Annotated in this window: 11 protein-coding genes; 10 read left to right on the forward strand and 1 reads right to left on the reverse strand. The window is 58.2% G+C overall.

Going from position 1 to position 14,955, the window contains the following annotated elements:
* Positions 1-10: 10 nt before the first annotated feature.
* The 4 genes from G7Y52_RS01355 (at position 11) to G7Y52_RS01370 (ending at position 6,623) form a co-directional block, all read left to right on the forward strand.
* Positions 11-3,157 (forward strand): efflux RND transporter permease subunit, encoded by a 3,147-nt coding sequence (locus G7Y52_RS01355; RefSeq protein WP_165064892.1) that lies wholly within the window; start codon positions 11-13, stop codon positions 3,155-3,157.
* Positions 3,158-3,239: 82 nt separating this feature from the next.
* Positions 3,240-4,454, forward strand: coding sequence for a bifunctional 3,4-dihydroxy-2-butanone-4-phosphate synthase/GTP cyclohydrolase II (locus G7Y52_RS01360; protein WP_165064895.1), 1,215 nt, complete (start codon positions 3,240-3,242; stop codon positions 4,452-4,454).
* A 359-nt stretch (positions 4,455-4,813) separates the two neighbouring features.
* A complete protein-coding gene (locus tag G7Y52_RS01365) occupies positions 4,814-5,029 on the forward strand; it encodes a hypothetical protein (protein ID WP_165064898.1) in 216 nt (71 codons plus the stop codon).
* Complete coding sequence (locus tag G7Y52_RS01370) at positions 5,022-6,623, forward strand: DUF6056 family protein (RefSeq protein WP_165064901.1); 1,602 nt, start codon at positions 5,022-5,024, stop codon at positions 6,621-6,623. The genes G7Y52_RS01365 and G7Y52_RS01370 overlap by 8 nt, the downstream gene beginning before the upstream one ends.
* A 184-nt stretch (positions 6,624-6,807) precedes the next feature.
* Here G7Y52_RS01370 and G7Y52_RS01375 read toward each other — a convergent pair whose 3' ends face one another.
* Positions 6,808-7,008 carry a hypothetical protein gene (locus G7Y52_RS01375; protein WP_165064904.1) on the reverse strand — a complete coding sequence of 67 codons (201 nt, stop codon included), beginning with the start codon at positions 7,006-7,008 and terminating at the stop codon, positions 6,808-6,810.
* 82 nt (positions 7,009-7,090) lie between these two features.
* On the opposite strand from G7Y52_RS01375, the gene G7Y52_RS01380 reads away from it, so the two are divergent.
* The 6 genes from G7Y52_RS01380 to ldhH all read left to right on the forward strand — a co-directional run bounded on the left by G7Y52_RS01380 (position 7,091) and on the right by ldhH (position 14,605).
* Positions 7,091-7,297 carry a hypothetical protein gene (locus tag G7Y52_RS01380; RefSeq protein ID WP_165064907.1) on the forward strand — a complete coding sequence of 69 codons (207 nt, stop codon included), beginning with the start codon at positions 7,091-7,093 and terminating at the stop codon, positions 7,295-7,297.
* A 266-nt stretch (positions 7,298-7,563) separates the two neighbouring features.
* Positions 7,564-8,100: an EVE domain-containing protein gene (locus tag G7Y52_RS01385; RefSeq protein WP_165064910.1), complete on the forward strand. Its 537-nt coding sequence runs from the start codon at positions 7,564-7,566 to the stop codon at positions 8,098-8,100.
* 336 nt (positions 8,101-8,436) lie between these two features.
* Positions 8,437-9,822: an FAD-linked oxidase C-terminal domain-containing protein gene (locus tag G7Y52_RS01390; protein ID WP_165064913.1), complete on the forward strand. Its 1,386-nt coding sequence runs from the start codon at positions 8,437-8,439 to the stop codon at positions 9,820-9,822.
* Between the two features lie 323 nt (positions 9,823-10,145).
* Positions 10,146-11,468 carry a (Fe-S)-binding protein gene (locus G7Y52_RS01395; protein ID WP_165064942.1) on the forward strand — a complete coding sequence of 441 codons (1,323 nt, stop codon included), beginning with the start codon at positions 10,146-10,148 and terminating at the stop codon, positions 11,466-11,468.
* A gap of 349 nt (positions 11,469-11,817) precedes the next feature.
* The gene (locus G7Y52_RS01400; RefSeq protein WP_165064916.1) at positions 11,818-12,450 is read left to right on the forward strand and encodes a lactate utilization protein; all 633 of its coding nucleotides are present in this window, start codon (positions 11,818-11,820) and stop codon (positions 12,448-12,450) included.
* A gap of 4 nt (positions 12,451-12,454) precedes the next feature.
* Positions 12,455-14,605: an L-lactate dehydrogenase (quinone) large subunit LdhH gene (ldhH, locus tag G7Y52_RS01405; RefSeq protein WP_165064919.1), complete on the forward strand. Its 2,151-nt coding sequence runs from the start codon at positions 12,455-12,457 to the stop codon at positions 14,603-14,605.
* Positions 14,606-14,955 lie beyond the last annotated feature (350 nt).

A 14,955-nucleotide genomic window follows, 5' to 3' on the forward strand; every position in this document is an offset into this window, starting at 1 on the left:
CCCGCGCCCTATGAATATCGCCGCTGTTTTCATCCGCCGTCCGGTCGCCACGGCCCTGATCATGCTGGGCATGCTTTTCTTCGGCGTTACGGGTTATGTGAACCTGCCGGTCAACCAATTGCCCAATGTGGATTTTCCCACCATCCAGGTCAGGGCCGATCTGCCCGGCGCGGACCCGGAAACCATGGCCGCCTCCGTGGCCACGCCTCTGGAAAAGGAATTTTTCACCATTGCGGGCATTGATTCCATTTCCTCGGTCAATGCCGTCGGGCGCACCCGGATCACCATCCAGTTCGCCCTGGATCGCGATATCGACGCCGCGGCCCTGGATGTGCAGTCGGCCATCGGCCTGGCCCAGCGCCGCCTGCCCGCGAGCATGACCACGCCGCCGAGCTTCCGCAAGGTCAATCCCGCGGACATGCCCATTCTCTATCTGCGCGTTTCCTCGCCCACCTTGCCCCTCTATTCCCTCAACGAATACGCGGACACGCTCATCGGCCAGCGATTGTCCATGATCGAGGGCGTGGCCCAGGTGGTGATCTACGGTCAGAAAAAATATGCCGTGCGCGTGCAACTGGACCCTGACGAGCTGGCCTCGCGCGGCCTGGGCATTGATGAGGTGGCCGACGCTGTGATGGCCGCCAACAGCAAATTGCCCACAGGAACCCTGGAGGGCGCGAGCCGGGCCAGTTCGATCAAGGCCTCGGGCCAGCTTGAAAACGCGCGGGCCTTCCGCGACGTGGTGGTGGCCTACCGCAACGGCGCGCCCGTGCGCCTGCGCGATCTGGGCACGGTTGTGGACAGCGTGGAGCAGGACAAGCAGATCTCCTGGAGCAACGGCGGCGCGCCCAGCATCACCCTGGCCGTGGAGCGCCAGCCCGGCACCAACACCGTGCGGGTGGTGGACGCCATCCGCCGATTGCTGCCCGCCCTGGAGCGCCAGTTGCCGCCCTCGGTCAAGGTGGATATTTTTTACGACAGCTCGGAATCCATCCGCGAGTCCGTGGCCGACGTGAAGTTCACTCTGGTGCTGACGGTCTTTCTGGTGGTGCTGGTGATCTTTCTCTTTCTGCGCAACCTGCCCGCCACGATCATCCCGAGCCTGGCCCTGCCCATGTCGGTGATCTCCACCTTCGCGATCATGGCCGTGCTGGGCTACAGCCTGGACAATCTTTCGCTCATGGCCCTGACCCTGGCCGTGGGCTTTGTGGTGGACGACGCCATCGTCATGCTTGAAAACATCGTCCGCCATCAGGAGATGGGCAAGGCGCCCCTCGCGGCCGCCCATGACGGCTCCGCGGAAATCGGCTTCACCATCGTGTCCATGACGATTTCTCTGGCCGCGGTGTTCATTCCGGTGCTGTTCATGGGCGGCATCGTGGGGCGGCTCTTCCGCGAGTTCGCGGTGGTGATCATCACGGCCATCCTTTGCTCCGGCGTGGTTTCGCTCACGCTCACGCCCATGCTCTGCGCCTATTTTCTCAAAGCCGGGCAAAAGCACAAGGCCGGCTACGAAGGAATGTACGGCAAACTGGAGCGGATGTTCGACCGTCTGGCCCAACTCTATGCCAAATCCCTGGACTGTGTGCTGCGACGCCGCGCGGCGGCCTTGTGGGCCTCGCTGGGCCTTCTGGCGCTGACCGTCTGGCTGGGCATGACCATGCCCAAGGGTTTTCTGCCCTCCGAGGACATGGGCTTTCTGGTGGCCAGCACCGAAGCCGATCAGGGCGTTTCCTTTCAGGGCATGGTGCAGGCCCAGCACAGTCTGGACGCCTTGCTGGAAAAAGAGCCGCATGTGGCCATGTACAATTCCGTGGTGGGCATTGTGGGCGCCAGCCAGAGCATGAACAACGGCATACTCCTCATGCACCTCAAGCCCCACGACGAGCGGCCGGGCATTGAAAGCGTGGCCCAGCGCCTGCGCCGGGAGCTGAACGCCTCCCCGGCCCTGCGGGTCTTTGTGCGCGTGCCCCCGGCCATCAACATCGGCGGGCGCTCTTCCAAGGCGCTGTACCAGTACACGCTGTCCGGGCCGGACATGGAGGCTCTGTACGACAGCGCCCAGAAGGTGGAGGACGCCCTGCGCGCGCTGCCGCAGATCCAGGACGTGAACAGCGATCTGCAACTCAAGAATCCCGAACTGCGCGTGAGCATCGACCGCAACCGCGCCGCGGCCCTGGGCGTGAGCCCGCAGCAGATCGAGCTGGCCCTGCAATCGGCCTACGGCTCGCGCGAGATTTCCACCATTTACGCGCCCACCAATGATTATACGGTGTTCGTGGAACTGCAGAAACGCTTTCAGCAGGACAGTTCGGCCCTTTCCCGCCTGTATGTGCGTTCCCGCGACGGCGCTCTGGCGCCCCTGGATGCCCTGGCCACGCTTTCGCCGGGCGTGGGACCCATTGCCGTGAACCACAATGGCCAGTTCCCGGCCGTGACCATTTCTTACAATCTGCGGCCCGGCGTGGCCTTGAGCCAGGGCGTCGCGGCCGTGGAAGCCGCGGCCCGGCCGCTGCTGCCCGATTCCGTGAGCGCCCAGTCCCAGGGCACTGCCCAGGCTTTTCAAAACTCCCTGCAGGGCATGGGCTGGCTTTTGATCCTGGCTATTGTGGTCATTTATCTGGTGCTGGGCATTTTGTACGAAAGCTTCATCCATCCCCTGACCATCCTTTCGGGCCTGCCCTCGGCAGGCTTTGGCGCTCTGGTCACGCTCTGGCTGTTCGGCCTGGAGCTGGATCTCTACGGTTTTGTGGGCGTGATCATGCTGCTGGGCATTGTCAAGAAAAACGCGATCATGATGCTGGATTTCGCCCTGGAGGCCCAGCGCCGCGATCCCTCGGTCACGCCCCTGGCCGCCATCACCGAGGGCTGCCGGGTGCGTTTCCGGCCGATTATGATGACTACCATGGCCGCGCTGATGGGCGCGCTGCCCATTGCCATCGGCATCGGGGCCGGAGCCGAGGCGCGGCGGCCCCTGGGCCTGGCCGTGGTGGGCGGCTTGTGCTTTTCGCAGATCGTGACCCTGTATATCACGCCGGTCTATTATTTTTATATGGAAAAGCTTTCCCGCCGCCTGAACCGCAACTATGGCTCCCGTTTCCAGGCAGGCGGCGCCGCGCTTGAGGGCCGCCCGGATGCGGAGCCTGGCCGGTGTTGACAGAACACCGCCCCGGCCCTACCTTTAGCGATATGCCCTACCAGGCCCTGGACCGCCGACAGGCTAACTAAAGGACGTAGTCATGCCTTTGTGCAGCGTTGAAGAAGCCGTTGCCGACATCCGGCAAGGGAAAATGGTTATTCTTGTGGACGATGAGGATCGCGAGAACGAAGGCGATCTGACCATGGCCGCCGAGCACGCCACGCCCGAGGCCGTCAATTTCATGGCCAAATACGGGCGCGGGCTGATCTGCCTGCCCATGGCCCCGGAGCTTGTCGACCGCCTGCGACTGCCGTTGATGACCCAGCGCAACGGCTCCCGCTTTGGCACCAATTTCACGGTTTCCATCGAGGCCCGCGAGGGCATTACCACCGGCATTTCCGCGGCTGACCGCGCCACCACGATCCAGGCCGCTGTGGCCGATCAGGCGCGGCCCGAGGATATCGTCACGCCCGGGCATGTCTTTCCGCTCAGGGCCAGGGCAGGCGGCGTGCTTTCCCGCGCCGGGCAGACCGAAGGCGGCGTGGATCTGGCCCGCCTGGCCGGGCTCAAGCCCGCGGCCGTGATCTGCGAGATCATGCGCGACGACGGCAGCATGGCCCGCATGCCGGATCTGGAAGCCTTCGCCGCCGAGCACGGCCTCAAGATCGCGGCGGTCAAGGATCTGATCCGCTATCGCCTGAGCAGGGGGCAGGTTTCGGTGCGCTGCGACGCGCACGCCCATCTGCCGAGCATGTTCGGGGACTTTACGGTCTATGCCTATGAAAGCGACACCGAGCCCGGCACACATCTGGCTCTGGTCAAGGGGGACATTGGCGGGCCGGAGCCCGTGCTCACCCGCGTGCACAGCCAGTGCCTGACCGGCGACGCGCTGGGCTCCCTGCGCTGCGACTGCCGGGGCCAGCTCGGCGCGGCCCTGCGCCAGATCGAGCAGGAGGGGCGCGGCGTGCTGCTCTATATGCGCCAGGAGGGGCGCGGCATTGGCCTGGCCAATAAAATCCGCGCCTATGCCCTGCAGGATCAGGGCTATGACACGGTGGAGGCCAATCGCAAACTGGGCTTCCCCGACGATCTGCGCGATTACGGCACGGGCGCGCAAATTCTGGTGGATTTGGGCATCCACAAAATTCGCCTGCTGACCAACAATCCCAAAAAAATCGTGGGCCTTTCGGGCTACGGCATTGAAATCGTGGAGCGCGTGCCCATTGAGGTCGAGGCCTGCCCGGAAAACGAGACATACCTGCGCACCAAGAAAGAAAAAATGGCGCATCTGCTCTCCGGCGTATGCTGCCGCTGATTGGGGAGCAATCACGGCACAGGCGGGCGTTGGGAAGTCAAAAAGGATTTTTTTGCATGCGCTGGCATCGTGTACCAGTACACGATGCCAGCCCCTTTTTACGCGTTCTGCACGCCCTGCTCGTGCTTTTTGTGCTTCTGCCAGTGGTTCTTTTGCTGACAGGGTATTGGACAGGGCATGGCGGCCTGTTCCTTAGAGCATTTTGCTTTTGAAATTATTCAATTTCAAAAGCAAAATGCTCTAAGGCGGATTTCGTCATGTCTCTACTTTTTCTAAATATTTCAATGACATTTCCGATTGCCTGCGCCAAGTAAGGATATTCTTTCATCCTTGAAGGCTACATAAAAACTTGACTAAAAATGGGAGCTATAATAGAGCATTTTCTCTTTGAAAATGCTCTGCTGACGCGAAAGCGGCAGCCGCCGCAACGCGGCGTACATTCAGGCGAAAACCGCGTTTTTCGCCTGAATGCCACCTTTGACTTTCATAAAAAGTCAAAGGTAATCTGCTCTAGCCAAATGGGAGCCATAGGGCACAAATCTTTATTATTAGCGAGAAGCATTGAAAATGAATAGGTTCAAAATACTTGTTTCTATATTACTTATATTTTGTATAATGTCATTCTTTTGCTATTTAACTCCATTAGTTTTTGATGACTTTGGCTACGGAGCAGATGGTTCAAGCCTAAAAGAAATGTTCATAGCACAAGTACATGAACATCTTACATGGAGCGGTAAATTCATAGGTCATTTCATGGCCAGAGTTTTATTGCATGGCCCCTCATGGCTTCATCCCATTCTTTCCCCGCTCATATTCATCGGTTGTATCTTTTCTGGCGTGATTTTAACTCTTGGCATAAACTGGCGCGATAAAATACAGTCATGGCAGATAATCCTTTTGTCAGGACTTACTTGGTTCGCTTTACCAGCTTTCGGAACAGTGTTCTTCTGGCGAACAGCAACTCCTGACTATGGGTACAGTTTGTTCTTTGCAACCACATTTCTCATTCCATATCGTTTCTGGATTGACAAGAAAGACTACAGATTTTCTGGCGGTCTTTTATATTTCTTCGCTGGCATATTAGCTGGCTGGAGCAATGAGAATGTAGGGATGCTGTCTATCCTCCTCGCTTCAGGTGTAACTATTTATCGCTTTCGCACACAGAAAAGGATTTCTCTTTGGGCTGTGGCAGGTATAGCAGGCGCTCTATCCGGTTGGCTGCTTATGATGACAGCCCCAGCCAACGCAATACGGCTGACACGACTTGGAGGCATTGAAAAGATTCCAGTCTTTTCTGCCGAATCGTTCCAAAGATTCCTAACATTCTGGGGTTCGCAGCAGATAGAAATAGTACCTTATGTCCTTGTCAGCATCGCTTGTATCTGGATACTTCACAGACAACACAGACTGACAATAGCAAGTATTCTGCCAGGTCTAACATTTTTCCTCATGTCGCAAGCGAGCCTTGCCGCTTTTGTTTTCAGCCCATCAACACCATACAGGGCAATGACAGCGACATTCTTCTACCAGGCATGTAGTTGTTTCGCATTTATCGTAGCAACAAACGCAAAGAGTACTTTCTCAAAACTAATTTATGCTGCTTTTTGCGGCATTTTCATGTTTAGCATAATAATAGAAGCCAACACATTCATTAAAGCGCAGCCATCAATAGCCCAACGAAATGAGGCAATGGAAAATGGCACACTAACAGCGGAATCATTCAATTATCCAAGGACAGATAAATACTTCTTTCCAACATACGATATTATCGAAATCAACGCATATCCTGAATTAAGGAGGTATCAGATGATACCTTGGGACAAAGCTACACCTTTGAATGTAGAGGGAAGCTCATCAGTTAAAGCCCTTGTCATTAGCAACATGGTTTACTTGGAGAACCTTCCTCAAGGAGAGGTGTACATAGCAGCAATAGCACAGAGACAAACCTTGGCAAGTGCTATCCAATATCTTTTGCGCTTCATATCCCCTCTTGGAAAGACAGCTTCTTCATCCGAAGTCGCTTCAAGATATGCACTCGCTTCAACCAAAGTAACCAGTGAAGGAAAAGCTATCCTCCATATTCCAGGGGTTGCTAAATTGGAGGATTTAGCCTATGTTTGCAACAAGAATAAATGGAAGGCTTTCGTATGGCAGTCCCGTGAAGATTAGCCTATTACTTAACTGGCCTGTTCAATTTATAACATATAACCAACGAAGATAACAATTGCTGACGCAAATTACAATGAAATAATGTTATAGCTGTCCAGTTAGCAACAGCCGCAACGCAATTAGTATCTCAAAAAATTATGCAACCTAAGGACGCAGTTAATGCTGTATGGGATATATTCATCAGCTACAAAAACGCACTTAGATGGAGACGTTCATCCGTCAAAGGAGAATCAGTAAAAATTTCGTTTGCTTCTTTTGAAGAAAGCGACCAATTGTGCCGCAAGATCATTTTCTTTGCCTTTTCTTGCGGCACACCCCAGTTAATCAGAAATTGCAAAGTTTCTTCCATTTCCTTGAGTTGTTCCTTGTTATCAAATATTGACATTCTTTTTCTCCTTTCCCTACCTAAACCAGCATCCATCCCTCCTTAACAAGGCAGCTTATACTTCTTCAGCCATCATGCTTGCTTGACGGCATTAGAGCAATTTCACTTTGAAATTGCTCTGCTGACGCGAAAGCGGCAGCCGCCGCAACGCGGCGTACATTCAGGCGAAAACCGCGTTTTTCGCCTGAATGCCACCTTTGACTTTCAGAAAAAGTCAAAGGTGATCTGCTCTAGGGCCTGTTCACGCTTATCAGAAAAAACCTTGTTTTTTCGGGGCACTGCCTCGTAATTTTGCCGGGGAAGGGATTTTCGTTGAACTCTTTAAAATAGTTGAGAATGCGCAGGATAGTGCTAACACGCCCCAGGGCGTTTTGCTAATAAAATTAGCTAAACGCTCCCGCGGCCGCCAGAGCGGTTGCCGTTTTCAGCAGCAAACCGCTCTACGGCAGGAATCTTCTGCATTTTCTCCTCGTAACGTCTTGACGAAAGCCAACTTCAGACCCACTTACCAGGTAACTGCGAGTGTATGTCGCAGCAACCCAGGAGGGAGGGCACATGCAATATTGGCTTTTTAAAACCGAACCCGGCTGCTTTTCCTGGCAGGATCTGGAAAACTCCCCGGACCGGACCACTTCCTGGGATGGCGTGCGCAATTATCAGGCTCGCAATTTCATGCGGGTCATGCGTGTCGGAGAGCGCGCCTTCTTTTACCACAGCGGCAAACACCCGGCCATTGTGGGCATTGTGGAAGTGGCGCGGCCTGCCTATGCCGATCATACCGCCCAGGACCCGGAAAACCGGCATTTCGATCCCAGGGCTTCACCTGAAAAGCCGATCTGGGAAATGGTGGACGTGCGCGCCCTGCGCGCTCTGCCAAAGCCCTTGAGCCGCAGGGAACTGGCGGCATGGCCGCAACTGGCGGGCATGGAGCTGATGAAAAAGGGCAGCCGCCTTTCCGTGCAGCCTGTTACGGCCGCGGCCTTTACGTTTATTTGCGCCCTGGCGGGCCTGCCGGACGCGGCAACATCGGCCGGCGAAGCCCTGCCCGTCGCGAGCGTTTCACAGGCTCTACGCTCCAGGGCTCAACTGTAGCCGCGGCGCAGGAGAAAGCATGTCACCTTTCAAAAGTACTCCGGTCCGGGGCAAATCAGCTATGCTGATGGTGATACCACTCTTTTGAGCGACTTCCGCTTTGCAAAACAGGCAAAGCAGGCTATAGAATTTACTCCCACTACGATCGTTGCCCGGTCATGCGGCAACAGCTTTTTCTGGTGGCCGCCAGCCGGATTGCGCGGCACGCCGCTCGGGTTGCCGCAAAGCCCCCGGCCCCAGCGCCCCGCAGATGCGGGCAAATGGGGGATGCTCCGGATCGGCGCGAGAATGCGCCATCCGCTTTCATAATCTCTACGCGCGTGCAAGGAGACCCCTATGGCAAGCCAGGCCCTGATTAAGGATTTTGAAGCTCTGATCGGCAAGGAAAACGTCTTCAGTTCGGAAGCGGATCTGCAAAGCTACTCCTATGATTCGGCAGTGCTCACGTCTGTTGTCCCGGCTCTGGTTGTGCGCCCGACCAGTACCGAGCAGCTGGGGCAGTGCGTCAAGAAGCTCTACGACAACGGCATTCCCATGACCGTGCGCGGCGCGGGCACCAATCTGTCGGGAGGGACCATCCCGGATCAGAGCGACACGGTGGTGGTGCTGACCAACGGCCTGAACCGCATCCTGGAGATTAATCTCAATGATCTCTATGCCGTGGTGGAGCCGGGCGTGGTCACTGCGGACTTTGCCGCTGCCGTGGCCAAAAAGAATCTTTTTTACCCGCCGGACCCCGGTTCTCAGGCCGTGTCCACCATCGGCGGCAATATCGCGGAAAACGCCGGGGGCCTGCGCGGGCTCAAATACGGCGTGACCAAGGATTACGTCATGGGCATCGAATTTTTCGACGCCACCGGCGAAATCGTCAAATCCGGCTCGCGCACCGTGAAGTGCGTCACCGGCTATAATCTGGCGGGCATGATGATCCAGTCCGAGGGCACGCTGGGCGTTATTTCCCAGGCCGTGCTGAAGCTGGTTCCCCCGCCCAGAGCCTCCAGGGCGCTGATGGCGGTCTTCGACGACATGCAGAAAGCGGCCGAGGCCGTGGCCGGGATCATTGCGGCCCATGTGCTGCCCTGTACCCTGGAATTTCTGGACAACAACACCATCGTGCGCGTGGACGACTTCACCAGGGCCGGTCTGCCGCGCGAGGCCGCGGCCATCCTGCTCATTGAAGTGGACGGGCATCCCGCGCAGGTGGCGGACGACGCGGCGGCGGTGGAAAAGGTGCTCAAGGAAAACGGCGCTACCGCCGTGCATGTGCCGAAAGACGCCGATGAGAAATTCAAACTCTGGGAGGCCCGGCGCATGGCTTTGCCCGTGCTGGCCCGCTGCCGTCCCACCACCGTGCTGGAAGACGCCACTGTGCCCCGCTCGCAGATCCCGGCCATGATGAAGGCCGTCAATGCCATTGCCGCCAAATACAGGGTGGAGGTGGGCACCTTCGGCCATGCCGGGGACGGCAATCTGCACCCCACCTTCCTTTGCGACAAGCGCGACGCCGAAGAGTTCAAGCGGGTGGAGGCGGCCATCGACGAGATGTTTGACGTGGCCATCAAGCTTCAGGGCACGCTTTCCGGCGAACACGGCATCGGCACGGCCAAGGCCAGGTGGATGGAAAAGGAAACCTCGCGCGGCACCATTTTGTTTTCGCAGCGCCTGCGCCGGGCCCTGGACCCCAAGGGCCTCCTGAACGCCACAAAGCTTGTGGGCATTTAACGCGCGTCAGGGAGGACGGCCAGGTTGGCGATATACGCCGCAAAGCGGCGTTGCGCCGTTACGCGCCGGAGCGAGCGTTTCAAAAGCAATATGTTCTAGAGCATTTTCACTTTGAAAATGCTCTGCTGACGCGAAAGCGGCAGCCGCCGCAACGCGGCGTACATTCAGGCGAAAACCGCGTTTTTCGCCTGAATGCCACCTTTGACTTTCATAAAAAGTCAAAGGTAATCTGCTCTAAAGATTACAGCCTGGGCGGCAGCTTCATCCGTTCACCGGAACTGGTTTCCTGCCGGGCTGGGGCCGGCCGGCCACAGGAGCGAGATATGAATACATTACAGGAACTGGCCCGGCGTCTCATGGCGCTGGACGACAGGATCACCGCCTGCATGAGGTGCGGCATGTGCCAGGCCGTCTGCCCCATGTTCGGGGCCAGTGGCATGGAAGCCGATGTGGCCCGGGGCAAATTGGCGCTGGTCAACAATCTGGCCCATGAAATGATTAAAAATCCGCAGGGCGTGGCCGACAAGCTCGGGCGCTGCCTGCTCTGCGGCTCCTGCCAGGCCGCCTGCCCGCCCGGCGTGAAGATTATGGAAGTCTTCATGGAGGCCCGGGAAGTGGTCAATGCCTTCATCGGCCTGCATCCCATGAAAAAAATGATTTTCCGCGCGGTTCTGCCCAAGCCGGGATTTTTCAATTTCGCCATGCGCGTGGGCGCGCCCATGCAGGGGCTGATCTTCCGCAAGACCGGCGACGCTCAGGGCACGGTCTGCGCGCCCATGCTCAACTTCATGCTGGGCGACAGGCATATGCGGCCGCTGGCCAAAAAGCCGCTGCACGCGATCCACGGCGCGCTTGACGAGCCGCGGCTTCCGGCCGGAAAGGACGGCAGCCGGGGCGGCCTGAAAGTCGCTTTTTATCCGGGCTGTCTGGGCGACAAAATGTATACGGGCATGTCCGAAGCCTGCCTCAAGGCGCTCAGGCACCACAAGGTGGCCGTGTTCATGCCCCGGGGATTGGCCTGTTGCGGCATCCCCGCGCTTTCTTCGGGCGACGCCGAGGGCATGCTGCGGCAGATGCGCGTCAACCTGGCTGTGCTCAAAAAGGGCGATTTCGATTATTTGCTGAGCCCCTGCGCTTCCTGCACGGCCACCATCAAGGAACTCTGGCCGCGCTACGCCGGGCGTCTGGGCAGCCTGGAGAAAAAGCAGGCCGAGGATCTGGCGGCAAAGACCCTGGACATCAACGCCTTTCTGGTGGACGTGCTCCATGTGACGCCTGCGCACAGCGCGCCTGATGCAATGACTGTCACCTACCACGATTCCTGCCATCTCAAAAAATCCCTGGGCGTATCCGCGCAGCCGCGCGCGCTGATTGCCGCCAACCCCGCTTACAGGCTCATCGAAATGGAGGAGGCGGATCGCTGCTGCGGCTGCGGCGGATCTTTCAACCTTTTTCATTACGAGTACTCCCGCAAGATTGGGCAACGCAAGCGTGACAATGTGGTGGCAACAGGCGCGCAGGTGGCGGCGGCGGGTTGCCCGGCCTGCATGATGCAGCTTGAGGACGTGCTTTCACACAATAATGATCCCGTAGTTGTCAAACATCCTGTTGAAATCTATGCGGAAAGTATTAGATCGTTTAGCTAATGAAATTAGCTAAACGATCTGGCGACAGCGTTAGCTGGCGCCCGCGCCGAATGAGCGTCCAGACCGCGTTCTGGACGCGAAATGATGGCAGCGAAGTGATTGAAAATGGATATTTTCAATCAAAAAATGCTCTAAGTAAGGTAAAGGGGAAGGGCGTGCGCGCCGGGCGGCCCTGTTGCCGCAAGGCGTGCTCGCCGGGTCGGAGCCGCGCTCTCCCGGGAGAGCGGCCGAACGGCTTGCAGGACCCTTTGCTGACGTTGAAGTATCATGCCACGCGCGGGCAGGAGGACCTTTCCGCGCGGTTTCTGCGGTTCGTCCGCCCCATGTGTTGACGAAAAAGGAGTTTTCTATGTCACCTGTCAATCAGGAACTGGTCGAAGCCTTTTCCGCCAAAGCCGCCGCGGTCAATGCCGTGGTGCAGGAAGCGCCGTCCATGTCGGCGGCCCTGCAGTATGTGCTGGATGTCTGCGAAAGCAAGACCCCCGCCGAGCTTCTGGCTGACGAGCCCGACGCGGAACAAGGCCCGCTCGGCCCCAACAAGGTGCCCACGCGCGTCAGACGCATTGTGGCCGCCCCGGATCTGGACGATGCGGATTTTGCGGCGCTTGCCGAGGCCTGCGCCCAAAAAGGCGTGCTCTGCATCCGTAACGGCCTGCGCAAGCATCTGGCCGGCATCGACGTGGGCCTTTCCCGCGCGGAGCTGGGCGTGGCCGGCAGCGGCACCTGCCTGATGAACACCGACAACGAGGACGCGCGCCTGGCCGGGATGATCTCCGAAATCCATGTGATTTTGCTGCGCAAGTCCGACATTTACCCGGATCTGCCTTCCATCGCCCAGCGTTTGCGCGAGCGTATGAATCAGGCGCCCGCCACCTACACCACGCTGATCACCGGCCCGAGCCGCACCGCGGACATTGAGCGGGTGGCTGCCGTGGGCGTGCACGGCCCGCTGGAACTGCACATCATTCTTCTGGAGGACTGAGCTCATGCATGAAGCCCCCAAAACCCTTGCCAACTATCGCAAGCAAATTGACGAAGCGCTGCAGGACGACTTTCTGCGGCGCACGCTGGATACCTTTGCCGTGGCCTACCGCGCCAACCGCGAGGCCGTTTTCCAGGATGTGGACGAACGCGGGCTGATCGCCCAGATCGCCGAGGCCAAGGATTACGCCTGCCAGCATATGGAAGAGCTGTACGCGCAATTCAAGGAGCAGGCGGAAAAGCGCGGCGTGCATGTGCACCGCGCGGCCACGGCCGAGGAGGCCAACCGGATTATCGCCCGCATCGCCAAAGAAAATAACGTCAAGCGGGTGGTCAAATCCAAATCCATGACCGCGGAGGAGATTCAGCTCAATCCAGCCCTGGAGGCCGAGGGCCTGATCGTGGACGAGACCGACCTTGGGGAGTGGATCATCCAACTGCGCCATGAAGGCCCCTCGCACATGGTCATGCCCGCCATTCACCTTTCGCGCTACCAGGTGGCCGACGATTTCACCAGGGCCACGGGCGAGAAACAGGAAACGGACGTGCAGAAGCTGGTCAAGGTGGCCCGCGTGCAGTTGCGCCGCAAGTTCATCGCCGCGGACATGGGCGTGAGCGGCTGCAACTTCGCGGTGGCCGAAAACGGCGCAGTATCCACAGTGACCAACGAGGGCAATGCCCGCATGGTCACCACCCTGCCGCGCGTGCATGTGGCCATTGCCGGGCTGGACAAGCTGATCCCCACGCTGGATCAGGCGCTCACCGCCCTGCTGGTGCTGCCGCGCAACGCCACGGCCCAGCGCCTGACCTCCTATGTGACCTGGATGTGCGGGGCGGGCCCCTGCGCGGCCAATGCGGACAACAGGAAGATCATGCATGTGGTCTTTCTGGACAACGGCCGCACGGAGATCGCCAGGGATCCGCTCTTCTCCCAGATCTTCCGCTGCGTGCGCTGCGGGGCCTGCGCCAATGTCTGCCCGGTGTTCCGCCTGGTGGGCGGGCATAAGATGGGTTACATCTACATCGGCGCCATCGGCCTGATCCTGACCTATTTCTTCCACGGCAAGGACAAGGCCAAGGTGCTCTGCCAGAACTGCGTGGGCTGCGAGGCCTGCAAGAACGTCTGCGCCGGCGGCATTGACCTGCCGCGTCTGATCCGCGAAATACGCAGCCGCCTCACGGACGAGCAGGGCGGCGGGGCCCAGGCCGCATTGCTGGCTTCGGTGATGAAGAACCGCAAGCTCTTCCACAGCCTGCTCAAATTCGCCAAATACGCGCAGAAGCCCCTTACCGGCGGCACGCAGTTCCAACGCCATCTGCCCGCAATCTTCCTCGGCAAGCACGGCTTCAAGGCTTTGCCGGCCATTGCCGGCAAGTCGTTCCGGGATCGCTGGCCGGAAATTGCGCCCAAGGCAGTGAACCCGCGGTTCCGCGTGGCGCTTTTCGGCGGCTGCGCCCAGGATTTCGTCTATCCCGAGCAGCTTGAGGCCTGCGTGCAAATTCTGGCCGCCAGGGATGTGGCCGTGGACTTTCCGCTGGAACAGAGCTGCTGCGGCCTGCCCCTGGAGATGATGGGCCAGCGCAAAACCTCGCTGGATGTGGCCAGGCAGAACATAAGAGCCTTCAGCGCGGGCAACTATGACTACATTATTACGCTCTGCGCGAGCTGCGCTTCGCATCTCAAGCACAGCTACCCCGAACTTCTGGCCAATGATCCCATGCAGGCGGACGCAAAGGCCTTTGCGGACAAGATCATCGATTTCAGTTCCTTTGTGCACGACAAGCTGGAGCTCAAAGCCGAGGATTTCGTCAACTCCGGCGAAAAAGTGACCTACCACGCCTCCTGCCATTTGTGCCGCGGGCTGGGCGTCAGGGAGGCCCCGCGCGAGCTGATAGCGGACGCGGCCCGGTATGTGCCCTGCGAGGAGGAAGAGGTCTGCTGCGGCTTCGGCGGCACCTATTCCATGAAGTTCCCGGAAATTTCCGGGCAGTTGCTGGACAAGAAACTGAAAAACGTCCGCGAGACCAGGGCGACCCGCATGGTGGTGGATTGCCCGGGCTGCGTCATGCAGCTACGGGGCGGCGCCGAAAAGCAGGGGCTTAACGTCAGGGTCGATCATATTGCGGAGCTGCTGGCCCAAAATCTGAAACGCTGATCCCTGAATGTCGCGCGCCGTTCTGTGCAGGCAGGACGGCGCATTTCAGAGCATTGGCAACGTGAAAGTGCTCTGCTGACGCTCAAGCTGAAGCCGGGCGGCAACACGATGGAGAAGCCGGCGAACGAGCCTGAAAACCACGCTTGTCAGGCGCTTGTTCCGCTTGCGGGGAAATGATGGCAGCGCCGCTTTTGAAATTGAATAATTTCAAAAGCAAAATGCTCTAGAGCATTTTGCTTTTAACTTTTTACATAGCCACAGGATTTAAACCATCCTTCAGCGTCTTTTTGTGTGATACAACTTAATGCTTTTCCAATGGATTTGTACAGTTCATCACATGTTTTTGCTTT

This window comes from Desulfovibrio sp. ZJ200 (assembly GCF_011039095.1).
In the GTDB taxonomy this organism is placed as follows: domain Bacteria; phylum Desulfobacterota; class Desulfovibrionia; order Desulfovibrionales; family Desulfovibrionaceae; genus Desulfovibrio.

What these genes read in the sequence shown, in the direction of transcription:
- G7Y52_RS01375 (WP_165064904.1), bottom strand. Translation starts at nt 7,008, where the DNA reads ATGTCAATATTTGATAACAAGGAACAACTCAAGGAAATGGAAGAAACT.
- G7Y52_RS01400 (WP_165064916.1), top strand. Translation starts at nt 11,818, where the DNA reads ATGTCACCTGTCAATCAGGAACTGGTCGAAGCCTTTTCCGCCAAAGCC.
- G7Y52_RS01355 (WP_165064892.1), top strand. Translation starts at nt 11, where the DNA reads ATGAATATCGCCGCTGTTTTCATCCGCCGTCCGGTCGCCACGGCCCTG.
- G7Y52_RS01360 (WP_165064895.1), top strand. Translation starts at nt 3,240, where the DNA reads ATGCCTTTGTGCAGCGTTGAAGAAGCCGTTGCCGACATCCGGCAAGGG.
- G7Y52_RS01365 (WP_165064898.1), top strand. Translation starts at nt 4,814, where the DNA reads ATGGGAGCTATAATAGAGCATTTTCTCTTTGAAAATGCTCTGCTGACG.
- G7Y52_RS01385 (WP_165064910.1), top strand. Translation starts at nt 7,564, where the DNA reads ATGCAATATTGGCTTTTTAAAACCGAACCCGGCTGCTTTTCCTGGCAG.
- G7Y52_RS01370 (WP_165064901.1), top strand. Translation starts at nt 5,022, where the DNA reads ATGAATAGGTTCAAAATACTTGTTTCTATATTACTTATATTTTGTATA.
- ldhH (WP_165064919.1), top strand. Translation starts at nt 12,455, where the DNA reads ATGCATGAAGCCCCCAAAACCCTTGCCAACTATCGCAAGCAAATTGAC.
- G7Y52_RS01390 (WP_165064913.1), top strand. Translation starts at nt 8,437, where the DNA reads ATGGCAAGCCAGGCCCTGATTAAGGATTTTGAAGCTCTGATCGGCAAG.
- G7Y52_RS01395 (WP_165064942.1), top strand. Translation starts at nt 10,146, where the DNA reads ATGAATACATTACAGGAACTGGCCCGGCGTCTCATGGCGCTGGACGAC.